General features: G+C 69.1%; 24 protein-coding genes and 4 pseudogenes. 12 read left to right on the plus strand and 16 right to left on the minus strand.

The genetic code is table 11. From position 1 onward, the window contains the following. Window positions 1-17 precede the first annotated feature (17 nt). The gene (locus ACZ7SW_RS11040) at window positions 18-1943 is read left to right on the plus strand and encodes an NB-ARC domain-containing protein (protein WP_470230237.1); all 1926 of its coding nucleotides are present in this window, start codon (window positions 18-20) and stop codon (window positions 1941-1943) included. A 221-nt stretch (window positions 1944-2164) separates the two neighbouring features. Here ACZ7SW_RS11040 and ACZ7SW_RS11045 read toward each other — a convergent pair whose 3' ends face one another. Next, window positions 2165-3379 carry a hypothetical protein gene (locus ACZ7SW_RS11045; protein WP_470230238.1) on the minus strand — a complete coding sequence of 405 codons (1215 nt, stop codon included), beginning with the start codon at window positions 3377-3379 and terminating at the stop codon, window positions 2165-2167. A 194-nt stretch (window positions 3380-3573) separates the two neighbouring features. On the opposite strand from ACZ7SW_RS11045, the gene ACZ7SW_RS11050 reads away from it, so the two are divergent. Further along, window positions 3574-6558, plus strand: a complete 2985-nt coding sequence (locus tag ACZ7SW_RS11050; RefSeq protein ID WP_470230239.1) for an AfsR/SARP family transcriptional regulator — start codon at window positions 3574-3576, stop codon at window positions 6556-6558. Window positions 6559-6859: 301 nt separating this feature from the next. Here the strand turns inward: ACZ7SW_RS11050 and ACZ7SW_RS11055 are convergent, their stop codons facing one another. The 5 genes from ACZ7SW_RS11055 to ACZ7SW_RS11075 are packed head-to-tail and all read right to left on the minus strand — an operon-like array spanning window position 6860 to window position 9942. Beyond that, the gene (locus tag ACZ7SW_RS11055; protein ID WP_470230240.1) at window positions 6860-7060 is read right to left on the minus strand and encodes a ferredoxin; all 201 of its coding nucleotides are present in this window, start codon (window positions 7058-7060) and stop codon (window positions 6860-6862) included. Next, entirely contained in the window at window positions 7057-8175 is a 1119-nt protein-coding gene (locus ACZ7SW_RS11060; RefSeq protein WP_470230241.1) for an NADH-ubiquinone oxidoreductase-F iron-sulfur binding region domain-containing protein, read from the minus strand. The genes ACZ7SW_RS11055 and ACZ7SW_RS11060 overlap by 4 nt, the downstream gene beginning before the upstream one ends. Next, window positions 8172-8735, minus strand: a complete 564-nt coding sequence (locus ACZ7SW_RS11065; protein ID WP_470230242.1) for a ferric reductase-like transmembrane domain-containing protein — start codon at window positions 8733-8735, stop codon at window positions 8172-8174. Before ACZ7SW_RS11065 ends, ACZ7SW_RS11060 begins: the two co-directional genes overlap by 4 nt. After that, on the minus strand, window positions 8732-9658 hold the full coding sequence (locus ACZ7SW_RS11070; protein ID WP_470230243.1) for an FAD:protein FMN transferase: 927 nt from the start codon (window positions 9656-9658) through the stop codon (window positions 8732-8734). The genes ACZ7SW_RS11065 and ACZ7SW_RS11070 overlap by 4 nt, the downstream gene beginning before the upstream one ends. Next, entirely contained in the window at window positions 9655-9942 is a 288-nt protein-coding gene (locus ACZ7SW_RS11075) for a hypothetical protein (RefSeq protein ID WP_470230244.1), read from the minus strand. Before ACZ7SW_RS11075 ends, ACZ7SW_RS11070 begins: the two co-directional genes overlap by 4 nt. A gap of 104 nt (window positions 9943-10046) precedes the next feature. On the opposite strand from ACZ7SW_RS11075, the gene ACZ7SW_RS11080 reads away from it, so the two are divergent. From ACZ7SW_RS11080 to ACZ7SW_RS11095, 4 genes are all read left to right on the plus strand, one after another. Continuing rightward, window positions 10047-11135 carry a glycosyltransferase gene (locus ACZ7SW_RS11080; protein WP_470230245.1) on the plus strand — a complete coding sequence of 363 codons (1089 nt, stop codon included), beginning with the start codon at window positions 10047-10049 and terminating at the stop codon, window positions 11133-11135. A 68-nt stretch (window positions 11136-11203) separates the two neighbouring features. Further along, window positions 11204-11554: a hypothetical protein gene (locus ACZ7SW_RS11085; protein WP_470230246.1), complete on the plus strand. Its 351-nt coding sequence runs from the start codon at window positions 11204-11206 to the stop codon at window positions 11552-11554. Between the two features lie 86 nt (window positions 11555-11640). Next, on the plus strand, window positions 11641-13089 hold the full coding sequence (gene argG, locus ACZ7SW_RS11090; RefSeq protein WP_470230247.1) for an argininosuccinate synthase: 1449 nt from the start codon (window positions 11641-11643) through the stop codon (window positions 13087-13089). Between the two features lie 116 nt (window positions 13090-13205). Next, complete coding sequence (locus tag ACZ7SW_RS11095) at window positions 13206-14807, plus strand: DUF885 domain-containing protein (RefSeq protein WP_470230248.1); 1602 nt, start codon at window positions 13206-13208, stop codon at window positions 14805-14807. Here the strand turns inward: ACZ7SW_RS11095 and ACZ7SW_RS11100 are convergent. Further along, window positions 14804-15226, minus strand: a complete 423-nt coding sequence (locus tag ACZ7SW_RS11100) for a Fur family transcriptional regulator (RefSeq protein ID WP_470230249.1) — start codon at window positions 15224-15226, stop codon at window positions 14804-14806. The two genes, ACZ7SW_RS11095 and ACZ7SW_RS11100, sit on opposite strands and share 4 nt — an antisense overlap. A gap of 118 nt (window positions 15227-15344) precedes the next feature. Between ACZ7SW_RS11100 and ACZ7SW_RS11105 the strand changes: the two genes are divergently transcribed. Then, complete coding sequence (locus ACZ7SW_RS11105) at window positions 15345-15743, plus strand: Fur family transcriptional regulator (protein WP_470230250.1); 399 nt, start codon at window positions 15345-15347, stop codon at window positions 15741-15743. Window positions 15744-15746: 3 nt separating this feature from the next. Here ACZ7SW_RS11105 and ACZ7SW_RS11110 read toward each other — a convergent pair whose 3' ends face one another. Continuing rightward, window positions 15747-16586: an SDR family oxidoreductase gene (locus tag ACZ7SW_RS11110; protein ID WP_470230251.1), complete on the minus strand. Its 840-nt coding sequence runs from the start codon at window positions 16584-16586 to the stop codon at window positions 15747-15749. A gap of 82 nt (window positions 16587-16668) precedes the next feature. Between ACZ7SW_RS11110 and ACZ7SW_RS11115 the strand changes: the two genes are divergently transcribed. The 3 genes from ACZ7SW_RS11115 to ACZ7SW_RS11125 all read left to right on the plus strand — a co-directional run bounded on the left by ACZ7SW_RS11115 (window position 16669) and on the right by ACZ7SW_RS11125 (window position 18572). Next, window positions 16669-17031, plus strand: coding sequence for a winged helix-turn-helix transcriptional regulator (locus ACZ7SW_RS11115; protein ID WP_470230252.1), 363 nt, complete (start codon window positions 16669-16671; stop codon window positions 17029-17031). 76 nt (window positions 17032-17107) lie between these two features. Beyond that, window positions 17108-17974, plus strand: coding sequence for an alpha/beta fold hydrolase (locus ACZ7SW_RS11120; protein ID WP_470230253.1), 867 nt, complete (start codon window positions 17108-17110; stop codon window positions 17972-17974). Window positions 17975-17978: 4 nt separating this feature from the next. Beyond that, entirely contained in the window at window positions 17979-18572 is a 594-nt protein-coding gene (locus tag ACZ7SW_RS11125; RefSeq protein ID WP_470230254.1) for a TetR/AcrR family transcriptional regulator, read from the plus strand. On the opposite strand, the gene ACZ7SW_RS11130 is transcribed toward ACZ7SW_RS11125, so the two are convergent. Together ACZ7SW_RS11130 and ACZ7SW_RS11135 are read right to left on the minus strand one after the other, a co-directional pair. After that, window positions 18565-19230: a YdcF family protein gene (locus ACZ7SW_RS11130; protein WP_470230255.1), complete on the minus strand. Its 666-nt coding sequence runs from the start codon at window positions 19228-19230 to the stop codon at window positions 18565-18567. The two genes, ACZ7SW_RS11125 and ACZ7SW_RS11130, sit on opposite strands and share 8 nt — an antisense overlap. A gap of 15 nt (window positions 19231-19245) precedes the next feature. Continuing rightward, a complete protein-coding gene (locus ACZ7SW_RS11135; RefSeq protein ID WP_470230256.1) occupies window positions 19246-20013 on the minus strand; it encodes a GntR family transcriptional regulator in 768 nt (255 codons plus the stop codon). A gap of 99 nt (window positions 20014-20112) precedes the next feature. On the opposite strand from ACZ7SW_RS11135, the pseudogene ACZ7SW_RS11140 reads away from it, so the two are divergent. Then, window positions 20113-20316: pseudogene (locus ACZ7SW_RS11140) on the plus strand (AMED_5909 family protein); the annotation flags it as partial. 124 nt (window positions 20317-20440) lie between these two features. On the opposite strand, the pseudogene ACZ7SW_RS11145 reads toward ACZ7SW_RS11140, so the two are convergent. From ACZ7SW_RS11145 to ACZ7SW_RS11155, 3 pseudogenes are all read right to left on the minus strand, one after another. Next, window positions 20441-20725 (minus strand): annotated as a pseudogene (locus ACZ7SW_RS11145) (aldehyde dehydrogenase family protein); the annotation flags it as partial. 45 nt (window positions 20726-20770) lie between these two features. After that, a pseudogene (locus ACZ7SW_RS11150) lies at window positions 20771-21116 on the minus strand (aldehyde dehydrogenase family protein). A gap of 61 nt (window positions 21117-21177) precedes the next feature. Further along, window positions 21178-21336: pseudogene (locus ACZ7SW_RS11155) on the minus strand (aldehyde dehydrogenase family protein); the annotation flags it as partial. A gap of 381 nt (window positions 21337-21717) precedes the next feature. Between ACZ7SW_RS11155 and ACZ7SW_RS11160 the strand changes: the two are divergent. Beyond that, window positions 21718-22233 (plus strand): lytic polysaccharide monooxygenase auxiliary activity family 9 protein, encoded by a 516-nt coding sequence (locus ACZ7SW_RS11160; protein WP_470230257.1) that lies wholly within the window; start codon window positions 21718-21720, stop codon window positions 22231-22233. Between the two features lie 58 nt (window positions 22234-22291). Here the strand turns inward: ACZ7SW_RS11160 and ACZ7SW_RS11165 are convergent, their stop codons facing one another. From ACZ7SW_RS11165 to ACZ7SW_RS11175, 3 genes are all read right to left on the minus strand, one after another. Then, window positions 22292-23086, minus strand: coding sequence for a nuclear transport factor 2 family protein (locus ACZ7SW_RS11165; protein WP_470230258.1), 795 nt, complete (start codon window positions 23084-23086; stop codon window positions 22292-22294). Between the two features lie 36 nt (window positions 23087-23122). Then, complete coding sequence (locus ACZ7SW_RS11170; RefSeq protein ID WP_470230259.1) at window positions 23123-23365, minus strand: PLDc N-terminal domain-containing protein; 243 nt, start codon at window positions 23363-23365, stop codon at window positions 23123-23125. Window positions 23366-23486: 121 nt separating this feature from the next. Continuing rightward, window positions 23487-24602, minus strand: a complete 1116-nt coding sequence (locus ACZ7SW_RS11175; RefSeq protein ID WP_470230260.1) for an FAD-dependent oxidoreductase — start codon at window positions 24600-24602, stop codon at window positions 23487-23489. Window positions 24603-25945 lie beyond the last annotated feature (1343 nt).

Below are 25945 nucleotides of genomic sequence, written 5' to 3' on the forward strand. Positions count from 1 at the left end.
TAGCGTCCGGCAGACCGGTGCGGGCGCCGGTCCAGCTTCCGCCCGCCCCGCCCGTGCTGCTCGGCCGCACCGAGGAACTGGCCCGGCTGGACGAGATCCGGCTCCGGTCCGACCCCGCCCCGTCGGTCGTCGTGCTCACCGGCGTCGGCGGGATCGGCAAGACGGCGCTCGCCCTGCACTGGCTGCACACCCATCGCGCCCGGTTCCCCGACGGCATCCTGTGCACGAGATTTTCCTCCGAGGGCACCGAAACCGCGGAATCCACCAGCGGCGCGCTGCACGGTTTCCTGACCGCACTGGGCATTCCGGCCGACGACATCCCCGCCTCGCTCGCGCAGCGCGCCGCCGAATTCCGCGCGGTGACCGCGGATCGCCGCTTCGCCGTGCTGCTCGACGACGTCGTGCACAGCGCCGACGCCCGCGCCGTGCTGCCGTCCAGCGCGAACGCGGTCGTGCTCGTCACCAGCCGGTCCCAGCTGACCAGCCTCGCGCTCGACGGCGCGGAAATCCTTCCGCTCAGCCCGCTTCCGGACCAGCCCGCCCGCGAGGTGCTCGCCCGCGCCGGGCAACGGCAGATCAGCCACGAGGACGCCCAGGACCTGCTGACCGCCTGCGCCGGCCTCCCGCTGGCGCTCGCCATCACCGGAGCGAGGCTGCGCGCCCGGCCACGACGCCAGCCGCACCAGGAAGCCCGCCGCGGGCGTACTCGGCGGTTCGGGGATTTCACTGACATCGCAACGGTTTTCGACGATTCGTACGCCGCCCTCGACGACTCGGCCGCCCGGCTCTACCGAACCTGCGGCATCCTGCCGGGCCCGCATCACGCCGTCGACGCGCTCGCCGACACGCTCCAGAGTTCGCCCGCCCATCTGGACGACGCCGTCGACGAGCTGATCGAAGCCAACCTCCTCCACGAACTGGAGGACGAAACCGTGGCACAGCACGATATTGTCCGCCACGACGCCCGCGTGCGCGCGGAACGCCAGGACGACGAGGCCGACCGGGACTACCTCGTGCACCGCTACACCCGTTGGTACCGCGACCAGACCGTCGCCGCGAGCGCGCTCATCCACCCGTTCCGCCCGACGTTCGCGTCCGAAACCGTTGCGGCGACTGGGTCTTTCCCCGACCGGGACCGCGCGGTGAACTGGTGGCGGCGGGACCGGCCGGTCATCAACGCCGTCGCGAAAGCCGCCTCGAACCGCGGCTGGGACGAGGAACTGTGGCAGCTCGCCGAAGCGTCGTGGGGATTTTTCTTGCACCACCGGGATTACGAACCGTTCCTGGAGCTGTGCACGGCCGGGATCGAGGCGGCGCGGCGGTGCGGACAGCCGCTGGTCGAAGCCCGGATGCACAGCCAAGCCGGATTTGTCTGCGACCAGCTCGGCCGTTACGCCGAAGCCGCCGCGCACAATGCCGTGACCCTCGAAATCGGCGAACGAGAACAGCACAGTCCGACCCAGGCCTCCGCGCTGGCCCGGCTCGCGAGGAACGCGCGAAGACAGCAAGAGTGGGAAACCGCGCTTGAGCTGTACGAGCGCAGCGCCCGGAAACACGCCGAAGCCGGCCTGCCCCGCGGCGTCGGCCAGGCCCGTTATCGGCGCGGCGAAGTCCTGATCATGCTGGGGCGCGACGACGAAGCACTCAGCGAACTGGCCGAAGCCGCCGCCATCCTCGCCGAAGAAGGCGACGCCACCCAGCACGCGCGCGCGGTCATCCCGCTCGCCGCGATCCACGCCCGGCGGGGCGACTACCGCCGGGCGCGCACCGAACTCCTGCACGCACTCGAAGACGTCGAACGCCTTCAGTCACCGCATTTCCAGGCCGAGGTCCTCACCGCGCTCGCCGACCTCGAACGCGGCCACGGCGACGAGGCAAGCGCCCAGCGCCATCTCGACGAGGCCCGCCGCCTCAGCGGGGACTCCTTCGAGACGCCGCACTGACCACACCGCTCCGCCAGGCCAGCACACCGCCGCGGCGAGCGCACCGGGCCACTCCGCCCTCAGCTCCTCCGCCTCGCAGTTCGCCGCCGGACGGGACCGGATCCGGACCACGACGTCCGCGCTGGCCACCTGCCGAGGTCCGGCCCGATCGACGTCGGCGACCAGCACCGGCATCGCACGACGTCCCGGCAGCGCGAGCCGTACGCGCGCGACCCCGGTGCTCACGCGTCCCATCCAGGCAGCGGCCGGGGCAGCGCCGGCGACGGCGGATACGCCAGCGTGCTCGGTTCGGACAACTCCAGCAGCCGGTACATCGCCGACCGCAAAATCCCCGCCGAGCAGTCGATCCTCGTGCTGACGACCGGCAGCACCTCCGCGGCGAGCCTCGGGGCGGCGGCGATCGCGGCTTCCTCCTGGCGTTCGAGCGGCTGGTCCGAATCCAGTGGTTTCGCATGCGCCTGCACGACGTCCGCGACGCTCCCGGCTTGCGGCCGCCCGTCCGGCAGCGACGCGAGTGTCACCGGCCGCCCCATCGCCGCCGCGTAGCCCGTGGTCGAGCCGTGGTCGCCGATCACCCAGTCAGCCGCAATCATCGTCGCCTGCCATCCCTGTTCGGGCGGGATCACGCGCAGACCCCGGCACCCGGCGAGCCAGGCGGCGACCTGGCGCCGCCCGTGCACCGCCCAGACGTTCGGATGCAACACCGCCGCCACCGCGTAACGGTCGTCCGGCAGCGCGTTCGCGATCGCTTCGTACATCTTCGGGACGCGGCCGAACGCCGAGTCAGTGAACCAGGTCGAACTCAGCACCACCAGCCGCCGCGAGTCAACGCCCAGCGCCCGCCGGTAGCGCTCCCGCTGCCCGCTCGCCGCCCGCATCCCGTCAAGGCAGATATCGCCGGCCACGACGGCGGCGGGCACCGCCTCCGGGCACCGCTCGCGCAGCACCTCGACCTCCGCCTCGGTCCCCAGACCCAGCACGGCCGGAAGCACTCGTCCCCGAAACGTGAGCAGCTCTCGGTCCAACGCGGTCGTTTCGATCGACGCGCCGCCTGCCTTCCGGCTGAACCGGCGCCCGGGGATCTGCCCGACCCCGTGCCCGATCAGCATCAGCGGCCCGCGCACCTGGTCGAGATGCCGGTGACAGGCCGCCAGGACCAGGTCGAACCGATGCGCCACCGCCTGCTCCCAGGGCAGCAACAGCCCGTGCTGTGCCCGCACGTACTCCTCGACCCCGGCCCACCGGTCGGTGCTGTGCGGCACGGTGAACATCACCTGCACCCGCAGATCCCGTTCGAGCAGCGAGATCAGTTCGACCAGCCGCGTCCCCGCCGTCACGGTCGGAACGACCGCCAGCACGGTGCGGCAGTCCGGCCGCGTCACCCGCGAACCGGCGTCGAGACCGATCGGGCCGCGGACCCACACGTCGTGCGCCATCTTCATCCCCTCCGTCCAGAACCAAGCCGACGAGCCGAGGTTGCGGCGCGGTCCTGACCGGACGCTTCCCGCCGCTGGACACAAAGGGGACCGATTCCGGACAAGACAATTCCCGGGATGATCGTTATCGGCGAACCGGTCGCCGATGCCCCGGATCAATGCGAAACTGGGCAATCGACGAGGGAGGACGTCGAATGGACTTCGGCTACGGAATTCTCGGGCAGACTGCGGTGCGGATGCACGGGAAGATGAATGAGCAGTGGGGCCAGCGGCAGACCCGGAATATTCTCGGCGTCCTGCTCACCCGGCCGGGACAGCGTTTCTCCCAGGACACCCTCATCTCGTGGCTCTGGGACGACGACCTGCCAGGAAACCCGCAAGAAGCCCTGTACAAGGCGGTCCACCGGCTGCGTCCCGCCCTCGCCGAAGCGGACGTGCCCGCCACGGTCGCCCGGTCCGGCGACGGTTACCTGGTCGACCTCGACGAAGGTCTCGTGGATGTCGCCGTTTTTCGGGAAAAAATGCGGAAAGCACACGCGGCGGCGAGATCCGGCGATCATGAAGCGGCGCGTGAATCCGCCGTGGCCGCGCTTTCCTTGTGGCGCGATGAACCGCTGGCCGGTCTCCGAACCGAACGCGCGGGAAATTGGCGCGAGGACAAAGTCAAATCCATGTTGCTTCCCGCGCGAGAAATCCTGACGAGCCAATTGCTCGCGCTCGGCCGTCCCGACGAGGCCGCGAACTGGATGCAGGAGCTGGCCCCCGAACACGCCGGCCGGCTGGCTTTCGTCAAGCTCCAGATCCAGATCTACTACGCGCTCGGGCAGTCCGAGCAGGCCCAGACCCACTACCTCGACGCCAACCGCCGGTTCAACGACGCCGCTGACGACACGGCCAAGGCCGTGCTGCACGCCTTCCACGACGAGATCCGGGCTCGCTACGAAAACCCGCCCGCTGTCGCCCCGGTGCGCCGGGCCGCGCCGCCGTCCCATCCGCTCCCCCGCGATCTCCGCGGATTCATCAGCCGCGCCGCCGCGCTGGAAACGCTGGACCGGTGGCTGCGGCCCGGCTCGCCGACGCGCTCGCCCGCCGTCGTGCTCAGCGGTCCGCCTGGCATCGGCAAGACGAGCCTCGCGGTGCACTGGGCGCACCGGGCCGCGGCCTGGTTCCCGGACGGCGCGATCTACCTCGACCTGCACGGCTTCGGCCCGGCCCCGCGCCTCGAACCGGCGGACGTGGTCGACCAGCTTCTCCAGGCGCTCGGCTATCCCGTCGACCACGTCGTGGACGCGACCGCCCGCGCCGCGGTCCTGCGCCAGCAGTTAGCCGACCGGTCCGCGCTGGTCATCCTCGACGACGCGGAGAACTCCGAACACGTCGACCGGCTGCTGAACACCCTGTCCGAATGCGCGGTGATCGTCGCCTCGCGCCGCCGCCTCGGCGCGCTGACCCGGCGGCACGAACTAGCCGCCCTCAGCCTCGACCGCCTCGACGACCACGATTCGATGGAACTGTTCGTCCGGCGCCTGAGCGGCCGCGGCGAACGAGAACCCGACGCGGCCCGCCGGATCGCCCACCTCTGCGACGGCCTGCCCCTCGCGCTGACCTTGATCGCCGAAAGCGCCGCCCGCCGCCCCGGCCTGAGCCTCAGCACCATGCTCGACCAGCTGCGAGACCCGGAAAGGCTCCTGAGCATCGGCGACGACGGCGACGACCAAAGCCTGCGCGCGGCGTTCTCCTCGTCGTATCAAATGCTCGAACCTCCAAGCCAGGCCGTCTTCCGGCTCTTCGGCCACCACCCCGGCGCGGAGATCCACGTCGACACCCTGCTGTCCGCGGCCGGACGTCCCGCCGCGGAAACCCGGCGGGCGCTGGAAACCCTGGTCGCGCTGCACTTGATCGACCAGCCCGGCGACACGGACCGCTACCGGATCGTCTCGATCTTCCACCGCTACGCGCAGACCCTGAGCACCCAGCACCACGACCCCCGACCGTTGCGGCGCTTGCTGTCGCACTACTGCAGCACCGCCGACGACGCACACCGGATGGCACACCCCCACCGCGACCGCCCGCCACGGCTCGCCCCGGAACCCGACATCAGCCCGACCCACTTCGACACGCCCGCCGCCGCGCACCGCTGGTTCCTGCGCGAACGCACCAACCTCACCGCCCTCGCCGCGACCGCCGAGCAACACCGCCTATACGACTACGCCTGCACCCTGCCGCACCTCATGCACGACACCTTCGTCATCTACGGCTTCTACGACGACATGACCACCGGGCTAGCCGTCGCCGCCCGAGCCGCCCGAGCGAACAACGACTCCCACGCCGAAGGGTCAACGCTCAACGATCTGGGGGAACTGCACCTCACGCTCAGCAACCACAAAGCGGCCCAAGACGCGTTGGCCCGAGCGCTGGAACTGGCGATTAACGACGAATCGCCCATGGCGAAGCTGACCATCAACATCAATCTCGCCCGATTGCACCGGCAGACCGGCCGTCAGGGGGAAGCGATCGCGCTCTTCCGCAGCTGCATCAAACACGCGCAACGCAACGGCGACCCGGTCCGCGAGGCGAAGGCGGAGCAGTACCTCGGCGAAACCCTCGCCGAACTCGACCAGTACGAGAAGGCGCTGCCGCACTACCACCGCGCCCTGCACCTGCGGGCGCTCACCGGCGACGCCTCCGGACAGGCGGCCACGTACATCACGCTGGCCGAACTCCATCTTGGACAGGAAGAGTTCGCGGTCGCCCACCGGCATTGCCAGCTGGCGCAAGCCCAGATCGCCGGCGACCTCACCGCCCGGATGCGGCTGCGCACGGTGCAGGCCCGGCTCGCCGCCGCCGAACGGAACGACCGGGCCGCGCTGCGGTTGTCCCAGGAAGCGGTCGAGCTGGCCGAGCGGGCGCACAACGCGACCGGCCAGGCGCGGGCGCTGGAGGCGTTCGCGGAGATTCTCTACGCACGGGGGAATCGCGAGGACGCGGTAGACGCCTGGACGCGCGCCGCCGCCTTCTACCGGGGCCGCGGCAGGGACGCCAAGGCAGACCGCGTCGAGGAGCGGCTGGCAGCGGCCCGGGATCCGCACGCGATTCCGCAGGCCAGGGACGGCGAGACCGACGGGGAAAGCACCGTGGCCATGCCTTCGCCGCGACGATCCGTAATCCGCCGCGGCTGATAAGGCGGGGCGCCGAAACGGTTCACTCTCCAGTACGGCAAGATTCATCCCACCGAGGCTGTCTGCATTTGCTGACAAACTTTGGGTAACCCCTGAAGCTCGTTCGCAGAGTAGCCTGGGCGGCCCGGCGCAACGATATCCATGTTGTGTGAAATACATTCATAATTGCCAGAGGAGAGCTAGTTGACCGCCCTCGCGTCAGCTTTAATGAGCGTTTTGCCCGTTTCGGTCATGGCGCTGCACGCCGTCGAAGATTGGTGGCGTTGTTGATTCACCGCTGAATCCGCCGTTGGCGTTGCGATTACTCCATTTTCCGTAGTCGCAACGCCAGCGCCGGGCAAGCCGCAGCAGCGCGCCGAGCCTCGGCCAGCAGCGAGTCGGGCACCGTCTCCCCGCGTACTACCGGGTAGCCCCATTCGTCCACAGTGATCAGTTCCGGCAGGACGTCCGCGCACAAACCGTGTGCGCGGCAGGCGATCGGGTCGACCGTCAGGCGGTTCATGCCGTACCCGCCGTGATCCGGCACGAGCCAGCGGCCAAGTGAGCCCGGACGTCGGCGGCGAAGACTCGCAGGGCGCTCGCGGCCAGGCGGACCGCTCCGTCCGGGTGTGCGCACGCGCCCCGTCCATTGAGGAGCGGGAGTCGGCGGGCCAGGCGGCCAGTCGCGTCCCGACCGTCCAGTAGGTCGGTGAAATCCGCGGCGATGGCAGGAAGTCCGAACATGCACGGGCCACATTGGCGGGCCGATTCGGCGGCCAGCTGGGAAAGAATATTCCGAGTCAGCTCGAGGCCACAGCTCGGTTCCGGAAGCAGATGCAGGGAAGACAAGCCCGGTTCACGGCCGAGCGGCAGAGGGTCGGCCAGAGAACGCGGCATCCAAGTGCCGCCGTAACCGCCGATCAGGACTGCTTGCGCGGTAACGGATCCACCAGCGCGGGCGAGGATCGCGGAAACGGGAGTGTCCGCCGGGACCTCTGACACCCCGGGACGAGCGACGGCACCAGTGACGGTGACCAGGTCAGTGTGGACAGAGCGATAGCGGTCCGCGCCGATTCTGGCGACAATCGCGAACCGGGCCAAGGTTTCGACATTCTGGACCAGCGTCGGGCGTCCACGCAGGCCGCGTTCGGTCGGGCGCGGGAATTTGCCGGTCGGGTGGGCATCGCCGGTGCCCAGGAAATGCACCAGCGCGGTTTCTTCGCTGGCGACGTATCGGGGCGGGACCGCGACCAGCTTCACCGGCACAGCGTCACGACGTTCGGCTAATGCGGCCAGCACGCTCCGGTTTTCTTCGTGCAGGCAGAGAAAAGCCTCGGTAGCACCGACTGCGCGAGCGGCGACCTGAATACCGTCCAGCACGAGGTGTGGCGCGAGCTCCAGCAGGGCGCGATCCTTGCTGCTGAAAGGATCGCTCTCGCAGCCGTTGGCGACCACAATGGACCGTCCCGGTGCGACGGAGCGCAGTTTCACCGCGGCGGGGAAGCCCGCGCCGCCTCGGCCGCGGATACCGGCGGCGTCGATTTGGCGGATCAGTGCGTCGCGATCCAGGACCGGGAGTCCACCGTGGACGGAGAGGTGGGCGGCAAGGTTGTTCCGGCGCGGGGGAAGCACGTTCACCTCCGAAGTGGAGAGAGGCGGCGAGCCTCGCTATCAGGACTGGTACTGCCGAACCGCACGCTCGCGGCGGCCAGGACGGCGAGCAGGCACGCGATGTCAAGCGCGATGAGCAACGGGCGCGCGCTGTCGGACGCCACGAGACCGATGCTGTGCGCGAGCGCGACCGGCCAGCACAGGTAAGCCAGCCAGTGCACCGCACGCCACAATCGCGGCGGGATGTGAGTCCTAAGGAGACTCGTGACGACGATGGCGAGCAGCAAATCCACCGCTACCGCACCGATTCCGATCCAGAACGGCTCGTAGCCCGAGACGAACGGAACGACGACGGCGAGCCAGCTGAGGTCCACATAACCGTCGACGACCGCGAAGATGATGTGTGCGCCCAAAAACACGAGGCTGGTCAAGGCGAGGTTCCGGTGCAGGTCCGCGAGCGCGAAGCGGGGCCACCTTCGCGTCGCGAACCGCCCCGAGTTGAGGAAACCGAGTACCACGACGGCGGTCGAGAACACCAACGAGACGATTCCGGTGGCACGGCTGAAATACCAGAGCGCGGAACTCACGACGCACGCTCTCGGCGGTCCGCGGGCCACCCCGCCGTCGTCCGGACCGCGCCGCGCGAACTCACCAGCCGCGCGGGCAGTCCGCGCGAGCCGAGCCAGTCCAGCGCCGCCACTCCCAGCACGACCGAAGCGGTGCTCGCCGTGTTGGCGTCCACACAGGACTTCGCCGCGACCGATACCGTCCGCCAGCACGGATCCGCCGACTCGCCCGTTCGCGGGTCGACGATGTGGTGCACCACGCGGCCGCCGCGCCGCCAAGTCCGCCGGGCAATCCCGGACGTCGCCAGGCCGCCGCTGGTGAGCGTGATCGTCGTGTCAGCACGGGCAACCGCATCGCTGTGGTCGTCGCCGATCGCCACCTGCCAGCCGCCTTCCGGAGCCGGGCCAGCGACGGCGAGGTCACCGCCGAGGTTCACCAGCACGCCACAGCCGGTGCGACGGGCGATCTCCGCGGCAGTCTGGTCCGCGGCAAGCGCTTTCGCGGTCGCGCCGAGGTCCAGCATCACGCCGCGCGGCAGCACGACAGTCCGCCGGGCCGGTTCGAACAGCACCCAATGCGAGCCAGGCGCGGGGACTGGCACCACACCAGGTCCGTCGGTGATGTCGGCGAAATCCCGGTCATAACCGAGCGCTGCCATCGACCCGCCGACCGTCGGATCGACCAGCCCGGCACTCAGCCAGGAGGCCCGCAACGCGGCCGACAGTGCGTCAGCCAGCAGCGGGCTCACTTCCACTTCCCGACCCGCCGCGCGGTGGAGTGCCGAAATTTCCGAATCAGTACGGAATCGGCTGCATGCCCGATCGAGTTCGGCGAGCCGCGTCCGCAACAGTGCGGTCGCCGGGCCGAGCGCGGCCTCCTCGGTGACGAGCACCCGCGCGGTGGTGCCGAGCGCGGGAAACGCGGCCGAATACGGCGTGGTCACGACGCACCCGATCCGGTGTGCGCGTGTCCGGAGCCGGATCCGGGATCCTGCGCGGGCACCTGCAGCTGGTCCTGGCCCGAGGTGCTCGACCCGGTCCCACTGTCGGTCGAGGTGCTGCCGTTGCCGGTCGAGGTGCTGCCGCTGGTCGAGCCAGCCGCTGTCAGCCCGTATCCGATGCCGCCGGCCGCCGCGACCCCGAGCACTGCCGCGACCGCCGTGACGAACGCGGTCCGATGCCGGACGCGCGCCCGTTCCTCTTGCCGTCTCCTGATGTCCGGGTCCATGCCGGGTGTCCTCTCCGGTGGTGGGAACACCCAGTCTCAGCCGCGAATCTATGAGTCCGCTGGGAGCGACCTGTCAGTTTGCTTCCAGTCACTACACTCCGCGCATGAGCACGGTCCTCGCGTGGGCGACGCTGGCGGTGTGGGCCGGACTCGCGTTGGGCCACAGCTGGTTCTGGCGCACCGACCAGCGCCTTCCGTCGCTGGTCCAGCCGGAAATCTGGCCGTCCGTCGCCATCGTCGTCCCCGCCCGCGACGAGGCGGAACTGCTCCCGGCAACCCTGCCCACACTGCTCCGCCAGAGCTATCCCGGCGACGCGCGAGTCATCCTCGTAGACGACGGCAGCAGCGACGGCACCGCCGAAATCGCCCGCTCGCTGACTGTCCCCAATGGACTCCCGCTCACCGTCACGAGCCCCGGCGAACCACCGGACGGCTGGACCGGGAAGCTCTGGGCCGTGGCACACGGCGTCCGCGAAGCAGGAGACGTCGACTTCCTTCTGTTGACAGACGCTGATATCTCACACGACCCGGTCTCGCTGGAAACCCTCGTCGCCGCTTCCACCAGCGGCCGGGACCTGGTATCTCAAATGGCCGTTCTGCGCACCGCAACGTTCTGGGAACGGCTGATCGTGCCCGCTTTCGTCTACTTCTTCGCGATGCTCTACCCCTTCCGCCGCGTGAACTCCGCCCGCTGGCGCACCGCTGCCGCAGCAGGTGGATGCGTCCTCGTCCGCCGCTCAGCGCTCGAACGCGCTGGCGGAATCGAAGCGATCCGAGGCGCGGTCATCGACGACGTCGCACTCGCCCGCGCGGTCGCGTCCGCAGGTGGCCGGATCTGGCTGGGCTACGCCTCGAAAGTCCGAAGTGTCCGGCCGTATCCGCGACTCGCCGACCTGTGGCAGATGGTGGCCCGCAGCGCCTACACCCAGCTCCGGCATTCGCCGCTCCTCCTGGCCGGGACCGTCGTCGGCATGATCGCCGTCTTCCTCGCCCCGCCCGTACTCGCCCTGACCGGCGCGTGGCAGGCCGCCGTGGCCTGGCTCGTGATGGCGGCGACGTTCGTCCCCGTCGCCCGGTATTACCGGCAGCCGCTGGTCGCAGGACTGTTGCTGCCGCTCACCGCGGCGCTCTACACCCTGATGACGATCGACTCCGCCCGCCGCCGGACCGGATGGAAGGGCCGGACCTACTGAACGCTGACGCTCGTCAGCGGTTCAGCGGCTGTGGCATCCTTTCGACATGACGTCGACCCGAAGGGGCAATGCCTCGTAGGAAGCCCGGCGCGCTGCGCGCCGACCGACCCGAAGCCCGCGATCTGTGGGCCGAACGCGTTTCCCCGGCACTCGGCCGGTATCGGCGCTTCCTGCGCCAGCCTGGCCGCTGGCTGCATCTTCCGTGGTCCGATTGCCCCTGCTGCGATCCAGTCGACGCCCGCGACGAACTGGAAGCCGCGATGCGAGCCCTCCCCCGCCGCGACCGCGCGGAACTGCGCCGGCTCCTCGCTCCTCTCGGTGCCGAGTTCCGGCGGCGAACCCTGCCCGACCCGGCGGCGAGGTCCCTCAGCCTCTGGCACGCGGCCGCCTGGTGGCGGCAGCGGCTATACGAGCGCTGAACGAGGGGACCTGCGCGAACCCCGGGAGAGCGAGTTCACACCACCCGGGGATGCACGTTCATACATTGTCGTGCATAATCATTCCTATGTCCAAGGTGCTCACTTCCCTTCCCGTCGGCGAGCGGGTCGGCATCGCGTTCTCCGGCGGCCTCGACACGTCCGTGGCGGTGGCGTGGATGCGCGACAAGGGTGCGGTTCCGTGCACCTACACCGCCGACATCGGCCAGTACGACGAACCCGACATCGCGTCCGTCCCCGGCCGCGCGCACGCCTACGGGGCGGAGCTCGCGCGGCTGGTCGACTGCAAGGAAGCCCTCGTAGAGGAGGGGCTCGCCGCGCTGACCTGCGGCGCCTTCCACATCCGCACCGGCGGCCGGGCCTACTTCAACACCACCCCGCTCGGCCGCGCGGTCACCGGCACCCTGCTGGTGCGCGCGATGCTGGAGGACGACGTCCAGATCTGGGGCGACGGCTCCACCTACAAGGGCAACGACATCGAGCGGTTCTACCGCTACGGCCTGCTGGCCAACCCGGGCCTGCGGATCTACAAGCCGTGGCTCGACGCGGCGTTCGTCGGCGAGCTCGGCGGCCGCAAGGAGATGTCCGAGTGGCTGCAGGCGCACAACCTGCCCTACCGCGACAGCACCGAGAAGGCCTACTCCACCGACGCCAACATCTGGGGCGCCACGCACGAGGCGAAGTCGCTGGAGCACCTCGACACCGGCATCGAGATCGTCGAGCCGATCATGGGCGTGCGGTTCTGGGACCCGGCGGTCGAGATCGCGGCCGAGGACGTCACCATCGGCTTCGAGCAAGGCCGTCCGGTGAGCATCAACGGCAAGGAGTTCGGCACCGCGGTCGAGCTGGTCCTGGAGGCCAACGCGATCGGCGGGCGGCACGGCCTCGGCATGTCCGACCAGATCGAGAACCGGATCATCGAGGCCAAGAGCCGCGGCATCTACGAGGCCCCGGGCATGGCGCTGCTGCACGCGGCGTACGAGCGGCTGGTCAACGCGGTGCACAACGAGGACACCATCGCCAGCTACCACAACGAGGGCCGCCGCCTCGGCAGGCTGATGTACGAGGGCCGCTGGCTGGACCCGCAGGCGATGATGCTGCGCGAATCGCTGCAGCGCTGGGTCGGCACCGCGATCACCGGCGAGGTCACGCTGCGGCTGCGGCGCGGCGAGGACTACTCGATCCTCGACACGTCCGGTCCGGCGTTCAGCTACCACCCGGACAAGCTGTCGATGGAGCGCACCGAGGACTCCGCGTTCGGCCCGGTCGACCGGATCGGCCAGCTGACCATGCGGAACCTCGACATCGCCGACTCGCGCGCCAAACTGGAGCAGTACGCGAGCCTCGGCATGGTCGGCGGCAACTCGCACCCGAAGCTGATCGGCGCCGCGCAGGCGGCCGCGACCGGCCTGATCGGCGCGATGTCCGAGGGCGGGGCCGAGACGATCGCGTCCCGCGGCCGGGCCGACGACGTCGAACTGCTCGACCGCGCCGCGATGGAATCCGGCACCGACTGAGCTTTTTTCCCGCGGATGCCCGCGCCGGAGAACCGGCGCGGGCATTCTCTATACCAGCAGCCAGACCCCGCTAACGTCTCTATATTCGGGCGGCGGCTCCCGGCTAACGTGGCGGCGTGACCCCGATTTTTCAGCTGTCCGCCGACCACGTCACGGCCGAGGCAGCGCTCGACCCGATCGCCGCGACCCTGGACGGCGTAACGACCGACGCGACCGCGCTCACCGACCTCACCCCGGACGGTTTCGCGGCCCGAGCCGACCTGGCCCGGCGCACGCTCGGTTCTCTCGCGACGCTGACGCCCGGGTCCCGCGCGGACCGGATCGCGTCCGCGCATCTGCGGGACAGCCTCGAAGCGCAGCTGGCCTGGCACGAGCTCGACGAGCCGTTCCGCCAGGTACAGGCCCACTTCGGCACGCTGAGTTCGATCGCCGATTCGGTCCGGCTGCTGCCGCGCGGCGACGCGGACGACTGGCACGTCCTCGCGGTCCGGATGGCCGGCGTCGAAACGATGCTTTCCGGCTGGCAGAAGACGCTGCAGGCCGGTCTCGACCGCGGCCTGCGCGCGGCCCGCCTGCAAGCACTGGAAACGGCGGCTCAGGCCGAGCGGTACGCCGGTGTCCACAATGCACTCGTCGAGGAGTACGGCGACGGACCGCAAGCCGACGAACTGCGCGCCGGAGCCGACGCCGCCCATCGTGGTTACTCGGCGCTCGCCCGTTTCCTGCGCGAGGACTACGCCCCGCACGCCACCGAAACCGACGGCGTCGGCGCGGAACGCTACGCCGTCGCGGCCCGGCTTTCCCTTGGCGAGGACCTCGATCTCGCCGAGGCCTACGAATGGGGCTGGGCGGAACTTCAGCGCATCGAAACGGAAATCGCCGCCGAGGTCGCGAAAATCCAACCCGGCGCGAGCGTGGCGGAAGCACTCTCGCTACTGGACGAAGAGTGCGTTGTGGACGGTGAAGAGTCCTATTTGGACTGGCTGCGGGTAGCCCATGACCGCGCACTGGACGCGGCGAGCGAGCACTTCGACATCCCGGAAGCGTTGCGCGCCTTGGACGTCGTCCTCGCGTACGGTTCCGCGTCGGGTTCGCCGTACTACACCGGCCCCGCCGAAGACGGCACCCGTCCCGGCCGTACGTGGTGGCCGCTAGGCGGACGGAAGCGCTTCGCCACCTGGTCCGAGCTGACGACGGTGTTCCACGAAGGCGTTCCCGGACACCATTTGCAGATCGGCGTCGCAGGCCTGGTCGGGGACTCGGTGAGCCGCTACGCGCGCGTCCATTCAGTGAGCGGCCATGCGGAAGGCTGGGCGCTGTACGCCGAACGCCTCGCCGACGAACTGGGCTGGTTCTCCGAGCGCGGCACCCGGCTCGGCATGCTCGCCGGTTCCGCGTTGCGGGCCGCGCGCGTCGTGATCGACCTCGGCTCGCACCTCGATCTGCCGCTGCCGGACGGTTCCCGCTGGGACTTCGCCACCGCGTGCCGGTTCCTGCACGAGCGCGGACTGGCCGCGGAACACCGGGTGCACGCCGAAATCGTGCGTTACCTCGGCTGGCCGGGCCAGGCGATCTCGTACAAGATCGGCGAACGCGCGTGGCTTCAGGCGCGCGCCGAGGCCGCCGCCAAACCCGGGTTCACGTTGCGCCAGTGGCACCGCGACGTGCTGGCCGTCGGCCCGGTCGGGCTCGCGGCGCTGCAGGACGCGCTGCGTTAAGCCCTGGCCTCGCAGTCCGCGCACATCCCCCACCACGTGACCTCCGCCTGGTCCACCCGGAAACCGGGAACCGGACCGGGTTCGAGGCACGGCGCGGCTCCGATCGCGCACGGCACGTCCTGGATCCGGCCGCATCCCCGGCAGACCAGGTGGTGGTGGTTGTCGTGGGTTTCGAGTTCGAACCGCGCGGGCGAGCCCGCCGGTTCGAGCGGACGCAGCAGCCGGGCGCCGACGAGGTCGTCGAGCACGTTGTAAAGGCCCTGCCTGGACAACGCGCCGACGGCCCCGTCCGCGTCGAGCACCGTCGCGATCTCCGCGGCCGTGACGTGCGGGGTCCGCGCGACCGCGGCCAGCACCGCACGCCGCTGCGGCGTGTTGCGCAGGCCCTTGTCGCGCAGGCGCGCCCCGAACTCGTCCATGGCCCGGATCGTACCCCCAGACTTGACCGAATCAATTCTGGCGTGCAGTGGCTCACAGCCCTAGAGTTGACCCGTTCTTACATTTGACTGGATCAACTCTGAGGACTACAAAGGAGGCGTGCTCACGACCTCCGCACCCACCCCGTCCAGCGCCGACGCCAGCGCCCGGCTCCGGCGCGCCGGCCTGCGCGTGACGACCGCCCGGCGGGTCGTGCTGGAAGTGCTGGCCGAAAACCCGCACGTGACCGTCGCGGAGCTGTTGCCGCTGGTCCGCGAACGGCTGTCGATGGCGTCCACGAGGGGCGTCCACGACGTGCTGACCACCGGTGTCACCGCCGGTCTCGTCCACCGCTTCGACCACGTCGGCGTCGCGCAACGCTACGAACTGTCCGGCTTCGGCCACCGGCACCTGCTGTGCCGTCAATGCGGCCGGCTGGAAGCGATCGACGGCGCGCCAACGGAATCCGCCGAGGAGGCGGAGTCCGGCCTGTGCTCCCGGTGCGCCTCGTCCGAGTAAATCTCAGCGGAACGCGGCGAGATTGCGGGCCACCCAGTCGGCGAAGGAACGCGGCGGGCGGCCGAGGACCCGCTCGACGTCCGGGCTGACGCGCAGCTCGGCCGGATTCGGCGAGCCGATGATGTCCAGGGTGTCGTCGGCGAGTTCGCCCGGCACGTGCTGGATCATGGCCGCCTTGGCCTCGGCACGGGTCAGCTCGTGGAACCGCACCGGCTTGCCGAGTGCGGCGGCCAGCGCCTCCGCTTGCTGACGCGGCGTGATCACCTCCGGTCCGGTCAGCTCGTACACGCCGCCGACGTGCCGGTCGTCGACCAGGCACGCGGCCGCGACCTCGCCGATATCCGCCGGATCGATGATCGGCACCCCGGTGTCGCCGAACGGCGCGGCGACAATTCCCTGCGTGCGCACGGATTCCGCCCACCCCAGCGCGTTGGAGTCGAACCCGCCGGGACGCAGGACGGCCCAGTCGAGGCCGGACTCCCGCAGCACGTCCTCCAGTTCGCGCATGGCGATCCGCGTCGTGCCGAACGGCCTGGTCGCCACGCCCAGCGACGACAGCAGAACGACCCGGCGGACCCCGGCGTCCGCGGCCTTCGCGATGAGCTCTGCCGGGCTTGCCCCGACGGCGTGCAGATCGCCGGACAGCAAGAGGAACAACGCTTTCGCCCCGGTCAGCGCGGGTTCGAGACTGGCCGGATCAGCCAGATCCGCCGCGACATGGCGCACCCCGTCCGGCAACTGCGCGGCCCGCCGCGACACCGCCGTCACCTGTTCGCCCGCGTCGATCAGCGCCTGTACCAGCGGCCTGCCGATGTTTCCGGTCGCCCCGGTCACCACAATCATGAATCGCTCCTTCGGTAGGCGACCGACGCTAGGCCGACTCGCTTACTCTTCGTAAGGACATACCTTTGGGTAAGCTCGGGAGGTGACAGGAAGCGCGCAGTTCACCCCGGCCGCCGCCGAGCCGCGGTATGAGGTGTTTCACACTGACTGCCCGGCGCGGGCCGTGATCGACCACGTCACCAGCCGGTGGGGAATCTGGATCCTCATCTCGTTGCGGGACAAGGAACTCCGGTTCTACGAACTGCGCGAGAGCATCCGCGGCATCAGCGAGAAGATGCTCGCGCAGTCCCTGCGCGCACTGGTCGAGGACGGCCTCGTCTGGCGGCACGTCGAGCCGACCACGCCTCCTCAGGTCACCTACGGGCTGACCGAGTTCGGCCAGGAGGTCCGCGAACCGCTGGACGACCTTTTCGATCGGATCACCCAGCGGATGGGCCCGCGGTAGGCATCGTCCCTGGTCAGGACCGGCATTACCGCAGAGGTAATTTACCTACAGACTGTATGTATGTATCTTCGGCAGCATGAACGCACACGAGGAACTCGGCACCGCCCGGCACGTCAACCTCCCCCAAGGCGAGCTCCAGTACTTCGAACGCGGACACGGCCGTCCGGTCGTTTTCGTGCACGGCGTACTCACCAACGCCCTGCTGTGGCGCAAGGTCACCCCGGCTGTCGCAGACGGCGGATTCCGTTGCCTGGCCCCAGATCTTCCGCTGGGCGCGCACTCGGTCCCGATGCGCTCGGACGCCGACCTCAGCACCGCCGGCCTCGCCACCCTCCTCGGCGACTTCCTGACCGCGCTCGACCTGGAAGACGTCCTCCTGGTCGCCAACGACACCGGCGGCGCCATCACGCAACTGCTGCTCGCGCGGTATCCGGAACGAGTCGGCCGGGTCGTGCTGACGCCGTCGGACAGCTTCGAATACTTCTTCCCGCCGATCTTCCAGCCGCTGCCGGCCATCGCACGCGTCCCGGGCTCGATGGCAGTGCTCGGGCAACTGCTGCGGATCAAGGCGCTGTACCGGCTGCCGCTGCTGTTCGGCTGGGTCACGAAGCGCCCGCTGCCGCCGGACATCGCGCAGGAGTACCTGGGCAAACTGCGGAAATCCCCTGGCCTGCGAAGGGATCTGCGCAAGTTCCTGCGCACCGTCGACTCAGCCCACACCCTGGCCGCGGCTGAAAAACTGCGCCAGTTCAAGCGTCCGGTACTGCTGGTGTGGCCGCCGGAGGAGAAGCTCTTCCCGATCAGCCTCGCCCACCGCCTGGCGGAGGTATTGCCGGACGCGGAGATCGTCGAGGTGCCGGACTCGTACACCTTCGTCTCGGAGGACCAGCCGGACGCGCTGGCCGGGCACATCACGCGCTTCGCCGCCGCCATGGCAGATTAGGTGCGTGCGACGTACCCAGCAAGAACGCTCCGACGCGACGCGAGCCGCACTGATCAAGGCCGCCCGCGACCTCTTCGGCGCGCGCGGCTACCACGACGTGCCCGCCGAAGAGATCACCCGCACGGCCGGCGTCACGCGGGGCGCGCTTTACCACCACTTCGGCGACAAACAAGGCCTGTTCCGGGCTGTGGTCGAAGTGCTGGAACGGGAACTGACAGTCGAGGTCTCGGAAGTCCTTGATTCCGCGACGGACCCGCTTTCCGGCCTTTCGGGGGCGCTGGGGGTGTTCCTGGATGCCTGCCTGCGCCCGGACGTCCGGCGGATCTCGCTGACCGATGCCCCGGCCGTGCTGGGCTGGGACGCCTGGCGGGATTTAGAGGCCGAGTACGGCTTGAGGCTGATCGCGGAAAACCTGGCGGTGGCGAGGGAAGCCGGGTTGATCGTGGATACGCCGGTGGATGCTCTGGCGCAGCTGGTGCTGGCCGCGGTGATGGAGGCGGCGCGGATGATCGCGCACGCCGATGACCCGAGCCGGGTGCGGGGGGATGTGCAGCAGGTGTTTTCGGGGTGGTTGAGCGGGTTGTTGCTTCCTAGGTGAGGAGCCTGGCTGTGTATCCGCTCGCTATCAAGCTCTCTAGCGCTCGTCCCACCTGGCTCGGAACGTCTTGCGGTATCGAGAATCCTCGCTGGGCGTAGACGCTTATTCTTTGCGTGTCACCGACTAGCATGTTGATGACCCGGTCTACGTCGCCGATGCTTTGGATGTACTCGTCCAGCGGCAGTGGCTGGGAGGCGCAGCGGACGGTTACCTCGGGCCAGAGCTTTTTGCACGTCGCGTAGGCCCGTCGTTGTTGATAGGGGCGCGAGATCAGCGTGACTGATTTGACCTCGATCCCCTTTGCTTCCAACAACTTTCTGCTTCGCTCGATGTTGTCGCCGGTGTTGCGTGCTGTTGGCTCGACGAGGATCGCGTCGTCTGGAACGCCTAACTGCAACGCGTGTCCCCGGTAGTGCACGGCTTCTCCTCGCGGGAATCGCTCTTTGGTCGTCGGCGCGTTGGCTCCGGTGAAGACGATCCGCGGGAAGTACCCCTGCTGGTACAACTCCGCGGTGCAGGTAGCCACGCCGAGGTCGTGGCTGCCGAGCCCGACCCCGACGTCCGTGGGCCGGAGTTCGTGGTGCAGGTCGTGGTATTCCCAGAGCGTTTGCACGTCGGCGCGGAGGTGATCCGGGAGGGAGATCGAGCGCTCGGGCATGCGGGGGCTCCGAAGTCAGTCGGGGATCTTGAAGGTATAGGACCAAGAGAACCGGCTCGCCGCGTGGACGCCTCGCGCGAACTCCACGACGCGACCTTCCGCGGTGAAGGTGCGGCGCTGCAAGACCATCACGGGTTCGCCTGCGGGGAGTTCCAGCCTCTCGATCTCGTCGGGCGTGGGCATGCGCGAGCAGACGGTCTCGCTGATCGTGTCGGGTTCGAGGCCCCGCAGCGTCAGGACCAGGAAGCCACCGCCTCGACCAGCCGGCCCCGGAGCGTCGTCGACGAGACGAGTGCCTTCAACGTCTTCCGGTCGGTAGTAACTGGAGAGGGTATGCGTCGGGTGGCTGGCATCCTTGACCAGACGCGCACGCTCGTAGACGGGTGAGCCGACCTCGACGCCTAAAGCTTCGGCGATCTCCGCGTCGGCCTCAATCCGCGAAACTGTCTGCGTCTGATCGGCGGGCTTCCACTCGTGGCCGGATGCCTCGCGGTCGGCGATGAACGCGACCGTGTCGCCGTACTTCCACTTGCTCTTGGCGTAACGGTCGACACCGAGACGTTTCATCGGCGGCCGCGCACGAACGACGGTGCCGCGACGGCGGATCGGCGTGACCAGCCCCTCAGCCTCCAGAACGCCGACCGCTTTGCGGACCGTGTTGACGTTGACGGCGTACTCCTCGGCCAACTCCTCCTGCTTGGGCAGCGTCGAGTCTGGTGCGTATTCGCCCCGCTGGATCGCGTCGCGCAGGATCGCGGCCAGGTCGCGGTACCCGATGCCCACGTCGTCCTCCTCCGTCCGGCGATAACGCTAGCGGTATCAGCCCATCCTTCTTCAGACATGGACCATGGCGATCGATGCTGAACCAGCGACGCGCACGCCTCCGCGACAACCCGGCGTCCGGCATCCAGCGCGCCCCCTTCGACCTGGGCGGCTTTTCACCTCACGAACGCGCGGATGTATCGGACTGTCGCGGACTATGACCGCTGGCATCATCACGAGGCCCCGTACTGGGCTGACCACGAAGAGCGGCAGACCGCACAGTTCTCCCCGCCGCCCGAAGAGGGCAAGAGCGAACGGAGCTAGTCCACATCAGCCCCCCGGGACAGCGACTGCCGCTCAAAGCCGGATCGATTTCTGGTTCATGAACTCCCTCAATCCCCGACGGCCCCAGCTCCCGTCCCATCCCCGACCGCTTGATCCCGCCGAACGGCAGATCCGCCTGTGACCCACCGGATTTGTTGAAATACGCCATCCCCGCCTCCAACCGGTCCGCCGCGCGGCGCAGACGTGCCGGGTCCGTGCCGGACACAGCCGCGCCCAAACCGAATGGCGAGTCATTCGCGATCTCAATGGCGTGGTCATCCGATTCCGCCCGGAACAAGATCGCCACCGGCCCGAAGATCTCCTCCCGGCAAGCGTCCAGCTTCGTCGCCGGGTCAGCTGGATCACCCGGGACGTAATAGTCCGCAGCCCGCTTGGTGAAACGGTCCACGAATTCCGCATAAAGGTCAGACTGGACAATAATCCACTTAGGCTCCTACACCATTTTGTCCAAATCCGCGGTGTCGAGCACCAGCAACAGATCCGCGCCGCCCAGTTCCAGCACGCATCGCTTCGGGTTCCGGCCCGCTTCAGCCGCCTGGGAGATACCGGCTTGTTCGCTGCCAGTCAGGGAAACGCCTTCGATCCGCGAGAATCGACGGGACCTGACGGCTCGAGGCGAGGACATTCACGTACGCATCGTCCGGAACGCCTGCTTCGTGCAGAATCTTCTCGATCGCCAGCGCTGAACGCGGGCAGATCGACGCGTGCTTGAACAGGATCGTATTGCCCAGCACCAGATTCGGCGCGACGAACCGGCCCGCCTGATAACACGGGAACACACATAGCAGCGCACCGATCGATTCCTTGCGGATGACCTCGGAGGGCGAGCGATTGGTCGGCGATCAGGTCCGGACCTCGCTCCGCGTAGCAGCGGAAGATGTCCACGACGATCCCGACCTCGCCGCGACCCTCGTTGATTCGCTTGCCCATCCCCAAAGTCATGATGACGGCCAGCTCGTCCGCCCGCTTCGCGAACAGATCCGCGGCACGTGCAACGATCGCCGCTCATTCCGCCGCCGGACGGTCCAGTCAGCTGCGATATCCGTGGCCGAATCGCTCGATCGCCACACGAACCTCCGCATCGGTCGCATTCTCGATTTCCTCGATCAGCTGGCCCGTGGCCGGGTCGGTCACCGGGTACATCGCGGTCTTCCCGCGGTCGGCATCCTCGGCGACCTACTATTGCATACAGTATCCCATATACAGATAACACAGGGTAGCGGATTCTTGACCGAGCGCGGGCGGCCGGGTATGGTCTAGACCACAAATCTCCCCACCCCCTCCGCCCGCGCACCACCCCACCGCGGGCTCGTCGGTCGTGCCGTGGCTCGTCCGGCCGCCCTCCGGCGCGGGAGCGGGCCCGGCTTCGAAGGAGCCACCATGCCCCGCAAACGCACGATGCTCGCCGCACTCGGCGGCGCGATCCTCGCTCCGGTGCTGATGCTGATCGGCCCCGGCATCGCCAGCGCGCACGGCTACGTCAGCTCCCCGCCGAGCAGGCAGGCCCAATGCGCCGACGGAACGGTGTCCTGCGGCGACATCAAGTGGGAACCGCAGAGCGTCGAGGGACCGAAGGGGCTGCGCAGCTGCAGCGGCGGCGTCGACCGCTTCGCCGACCTCGACGACGACAGCAAGGGCTGGAAGGTCACCCCGGTCGGCACCCAGGTCACCTTCAACTGGGTGTTCACCGCGCGGCACGCCACTTCCGATTACGAGTACTTCATCGGCGACACCATGGTCGCGAGCTTCGACGGCGGCGGCCAGGCGCCGGGGGAAACCGTGTCGCACCAGGTCGACCTGAGCGGCTACACCGGACAGCAGAAGGTGCTCGCGGTGTGGAACATCGCCGACACCGGCAACGCGTTCTACGCCTGCATCGACTTGAACGTTTCCTGACCGCGCGAGAACTCCGGGCAGCCGGGCGGAATCTCCGCTCCGGCTGCCCGGTGCTTCATCAGGCGAACGCCTCGGCGACCGCGAGGCTGTCTTCGTAAACGTGATACCGCGTGATCAATCCGCCGCCGACCGTCAAACACGCCGCGAAGCTCGTCGCGAAACGCTTGCCGGTCAGCTTGACCGTTTGGGAACTCGTCTCGACGAGAACCGCGTCCGGGCCGTCGACCAGGATCCGGTCGACCTGAATCTCGCTCTCCTCGGGAGCACAGGCGCTTCCGAGCGTCCGGAAGTGGTCCGCGACGTCCGCCCGGGACGAACGGGGCCGGATCCACGGCACCGCGGGGTGTTCCGGTGCAGGCCAGCTCACCCGCCAGTCGACCGGTTCCGCGAAAAGCTCCGCGATCCGGTCCGGGTCGCCCTGCGCGAGCCGGCGCAGGAATTCGTCCACCGCCGCGCGGGCGTCCGGAAACGCGGGAAGCGGTGGTTCGGCGAACTGGCAGTCCCGCCGGATGCGGCCGTCCTCGCCCAGTTCAGCGACGACAAAGCCGGTCCAGACGATCTCCCCGCCCGCCGCGGGGACCAGGCAGGTGCTGAACCGGACCAGGCCGTGGTGGCCTACCGCGTCTCCGGCGGACCGGAACACGAACCCCGTCCCGCCAACGAATTCTTCGAAAGCCTCGCCGACGCGGCGCTCGAGCGCCCGATGGCCCCGATACTCCGCGGACTCGATGAACTGGACCGCGTCCTCGGCCCACAGCGAGGCGATCGCCGCGCGGCGGGCGGCAGGGTCGGATTCGTTCCAGACTGCGACATACCGGTCGGCGAACTCGCCGGCGTCAATTTCATGATCCATGCCCGGACGCTAACCAGGCTCCCCTGACACCTGGTGTCAGCGGAACGAGGTTTCCGCGCTCTTCTTGCCGACCAGGAACCACAGCAGCGGCCCGAGGAACGGCGCGCAGAACGCGAAGATCACCCACACGAACTTCATCCCGAGGCCGAGCGGACTGCCGAGCACGCTCACCAGCGCGCCGACGAACAGCAGGATCGGAAACGCGACCAGCGCCATCATCCCGGCGACGGCGGCGAAACGCAGGCCTTGATGGACAGTGTCGGCCAGGACGGCGGTCATCGGGGGATTCCTCTCTCACAGCGGGCTGAAACCCATTGTGCGAGCGGAACCGCCTGGCCCGGATCGGCTTGACGGCTCGATCCGGGTACCGCTTAAGTCGTACTTTCGTCCACTGTGGACGTCAGGCGCCGAACAGCTCGAGCAACGCCGCCGGGGCGTCAGCGCGGAAACAGCTGTCGAGACTTTGCGCCGATTCCGCCGCCGATTTCGTGCTGCGCGGGAACAACGCGGCCTCGTACTCGGCCAGCGCGCTTTCGACGCCACCCGGGTGCCGGGCAAGCGCGAGCCCCAACTCGGTGCCGTCGAGCATGGCGAGGTTGGCACCCTCTCCGGCGAACGGTGACATCAGGTGCGCGGCGTCGCCGACCAGCGTGACGCCGGGCGTCCGCGCCCACGAATGCCCGACGGGGAGCGCGTGGATCAGCCGCGGGGTCAGGTCGCCGTCCGCGTCCGTGGCCAGGGCGCGGAGCTGGTCAGACCAGCCGTCGAAGTGGCTCAGCACGGCGGCCTTGGCGGCGTCGCGATCGGTGAAATCGATGGACGCGGTCCAGGTTTCCGGGACGCGCACGGCGGCGTAGACGTGCAGGCTGCCGTCCGGTTCACGGTGCGCGAGAAAGCCTTTGTCCTCGCCGAGCGCGAAACTCATGCCGCCGCCGAGGAGAGCGGCCGCCGCTGGGTGCCGGGAATCGGCATCGAGGAGGTCGATCTCGACGAAGGAGATCCCGGTGTAGGCCGGTTTTTCCGGCGAGACCAGCGGGCGGATCCGCGACCACGCACCGTCTGCTCCGACGAGCACGTCCGTGGTGAGCGACGTGCCGTCGGCGAGGGCGAGGCGATGCCGCCCCTCAGGCAGCGGCTCCGCGGCGGTGACCTTCGTACCCCAGCGGACGGTGCCCTCCGGCAGTGAGCTGAGGAGGAGGTCACGCAAGGCCCCGCGGTCGACCTCCGGGCGCTCGCCGCTGCCGTCGTCCTCCTCGGAGAAAAGGAGGGCGGCGGTGCGGTCGTAGACGCGGGTTTCCTGGCCGCCGGAGTGAACCAGGACGCGGAATTCGGCATGCAGGCCGGCGGCGCGGAGGGCGACCTGGCCGGAGTCGTCGTGGATGTCGAGCATGCCGCCCTGCGCGCGGGCGGACGGGGAGGCGTCGAGGTCGAGGACGGTGGCTTCGATGCCGTGGACGTGCAGGACGCGGGCGAGGCTGAGACCGCCGAGGCCGGCGCCGACGATGGTGATGGTCATGAGGTGCTCCGTTTCTTCGCGGGTGGCTGTTCCGAGCTTAACGAACATGTTCGTTACGAACAAGTTCGTTACGGGTGACGCCGGTCAACCACTCCCCCGGGGTCCGCGATGATTCATTCGAGGAACGGCTTCGGTGTGCCGGGCCGTGCGGCGAATGCACAACGATTCGCCAAGCAGCGCAACCTGATCGACGTCCACCCGCCGTGGGCCGCCCAAGCCGTCACTCGATTGGTGGCGACCCAGATCACCTTATGGGGCCGGAACATTCGAGGGGCTCGTGCGTTGTACAGGGTGTCGGTACGGAGGTGCCCCCGGGCCTCACCTTCTGCCTTCCAGGAATACCGGTCCGGCCGGAGCCTGGTTGTGCCACTCGCCGCGAGGCGGCCCCCGTACCGGCGCAGAACTACCCGCTCCGCGCGACTGCTCCCCCCAGGCGCGGAACGGGATCCGGTGCTCCTGCTCCCGCCGGCCGGTAACCCCCAGCCGGTCCGGAGGAGAGCGGGAGCACACCCCCGGACGCGGGAATGTTCTTGGCCCGCAACGAGTTGTACTGAGCAGCGGCACTTCGCGAACCGGCGGTGCCGGACCCGTCCGATCCTCGCCGGCGTGCGGGACAGTCCAGGCGCGACTGTCCGCACCGAACAGTTTTTCCCAGCCACCCCGTCCGCTGCGGCATCTCCCCCCAGTGCCCCGCGCGGACGGGGCTCCCGCGCCCCCGCTCCGGCTCCCGCAAGCCGGACGCGCGGGGCGCTCAGACCACCTCGCTCGCCGCGCCACCCCTCCCCCACGGTCGCGCGAGCGGGGACATGTGCCCGCCCGGCCGCCGGGTCCCGACCGGACCGGCCGGGGCGGGCACCCCTAGTGGGTCAGTCGGGTCAGAGCGGGCATCGCGCTGCTCGACCAGACCGGCCGGGGCGGGCACCCCGGAGCTCGACCAGACCGGCCAGGGCGGACACCGCGCAGCTCGACTAGACCGGCCGGGGCGAGCAGCCTCTCAGCAACTCAGCCAGACGCGCTAGGGCAAGCAGCCCATGGTCCAGTCATGCCAGGTAGCCCCGCAGTCCAGCCGGGGGGCGAGCAGCCCCAGCAACCCAGCCAGACCCGCCAGGCCAAGCAGCCCACGGCCCAGCCAGACTGGCCAAGGCAGCCAGTCCACAGCTCAGCCACACCAGGCAGCCCGCAGCCCAAGCAGGGGCGAGCAGCCCCAGCAACCCAGCCAGACCCGCCAGGCCAAGCAGCCTGCGACTCAGCCAGACTGGCCAAGGCAGCCAGTCCACAGCTCAGCCACACCAGGCAGCCCGCAGCCCAAGCAGGGGCGAGCAGCCCCAGCAACCCAGCCAGAC

This window comes from Amycolatopsis sp. NPDC114484, assembly GCF_055633755.1.

Coding starts and splice junctions, on each gene's coding strand:
- ACZ7SW_RS11045 (WP_470230238.1), bottom strand. CDS start 3,379: ATGGCGCACGACGTGTGGGTCCGCGGCCCGATCGGTCTCGACGCCGGT.
- ACZ7SW_RS11050 (WP_470230239.1), top strand. CDS start 3,574: ATGGACTTCGGCTACGGAATTCTCGGGCAGACTGCGGTGCGGATGCAC.
- ACZ7SW_RS11055 (WP_470230240.1), bottom strand. CDS start 7,060: ATGAACCGCCTGACGGTCGACCCGATCGCCTGCCGCGCACACGGTTTG.
- ACZ7SW_RS11075 (WP_470230244.1), bottom strand. CDS start 9,942: ATGGACCCGGACATCAGGAGACGGCAAGAGGAACGGGCGCGCGTCCGG.
- ACZ7SW_RS11080 (WP_470230245.1), top strand. CDS start 10,047: ATGAGCACGGTCCTCGCGTGGGCGACGCTGGCGGTGTGGGCCGGACTC.
- ACZ7SW_RS11085 (WP_470230246.1), top strand. CDS start 11,204: ATGCCTCGTAGGAAGCCCGGCGCGCTGCGCGCCGACCGACCCGAAGCC.
- argG (WP_470230247.1), top strand. CDS start 11,641: ATGTCCAAGGTGCTCACTTCCCTTCCCGTCGGCGAGCGGGTCGGCATC.
- ACZ7SW_RS11100 (WP_470230249.1), bottom strand. CDS start 15,226: ATGGACGAGTTCGGGGCGCGCCTGCGCGACAAGGGCCTGCGCAACACG.
- ACZ7SW_RS11110 (WP_470230251.1), bottom strand. CDS start 16,586: ATGATTGTGGTGACCGGGGCGACCGGAAACATCGGCAGGCCGCTGGTA.
- ACZ7SW_RS11120 (WP_470230253.1), top strand. CDS start 17,108: ATGAACGCACACGAGGAACTCGGCACCGCCCGGCACGTCAACCTCCCC.
- ACZ7SW_RS11130 (WP_470230255.1), bottom strand. CDS start 19,230: ATGCCCGAGCGCTCGATCTCCCTCCCGGATCACCTCCGCGCCGACGTG.
- ACZ7SW_RS11160 (WP_470230257.1), top strand. CDS start 21,718: ATGCCCCGCAAACGCACGATGCTCGCCGCACTCGGCGGCGCGATCCTC.
- ACZ7SW_RS11165 (WP_470230258.1), bottom strand. CDS start 23,086: ATGGATCATGAAATTGACGCCGGCGAGTTCGCCGACCGGTATGTCGCA.
- ACZ7SW_RS11170 (WP_470230259.1), bottom strand. CDS start 23,365: ATGACCGCCGTCCTGGCCGACACTGTCCATCAAGGCCTGCGTTTCGCC.
- ACZ7SW_RS11175 (WP_470230260.1), bottom strand. CDS start 24,602: ATGACCATCACCATCGTCGGCGCCGGCCTCGGCGGTCTCAGCCTCGCC.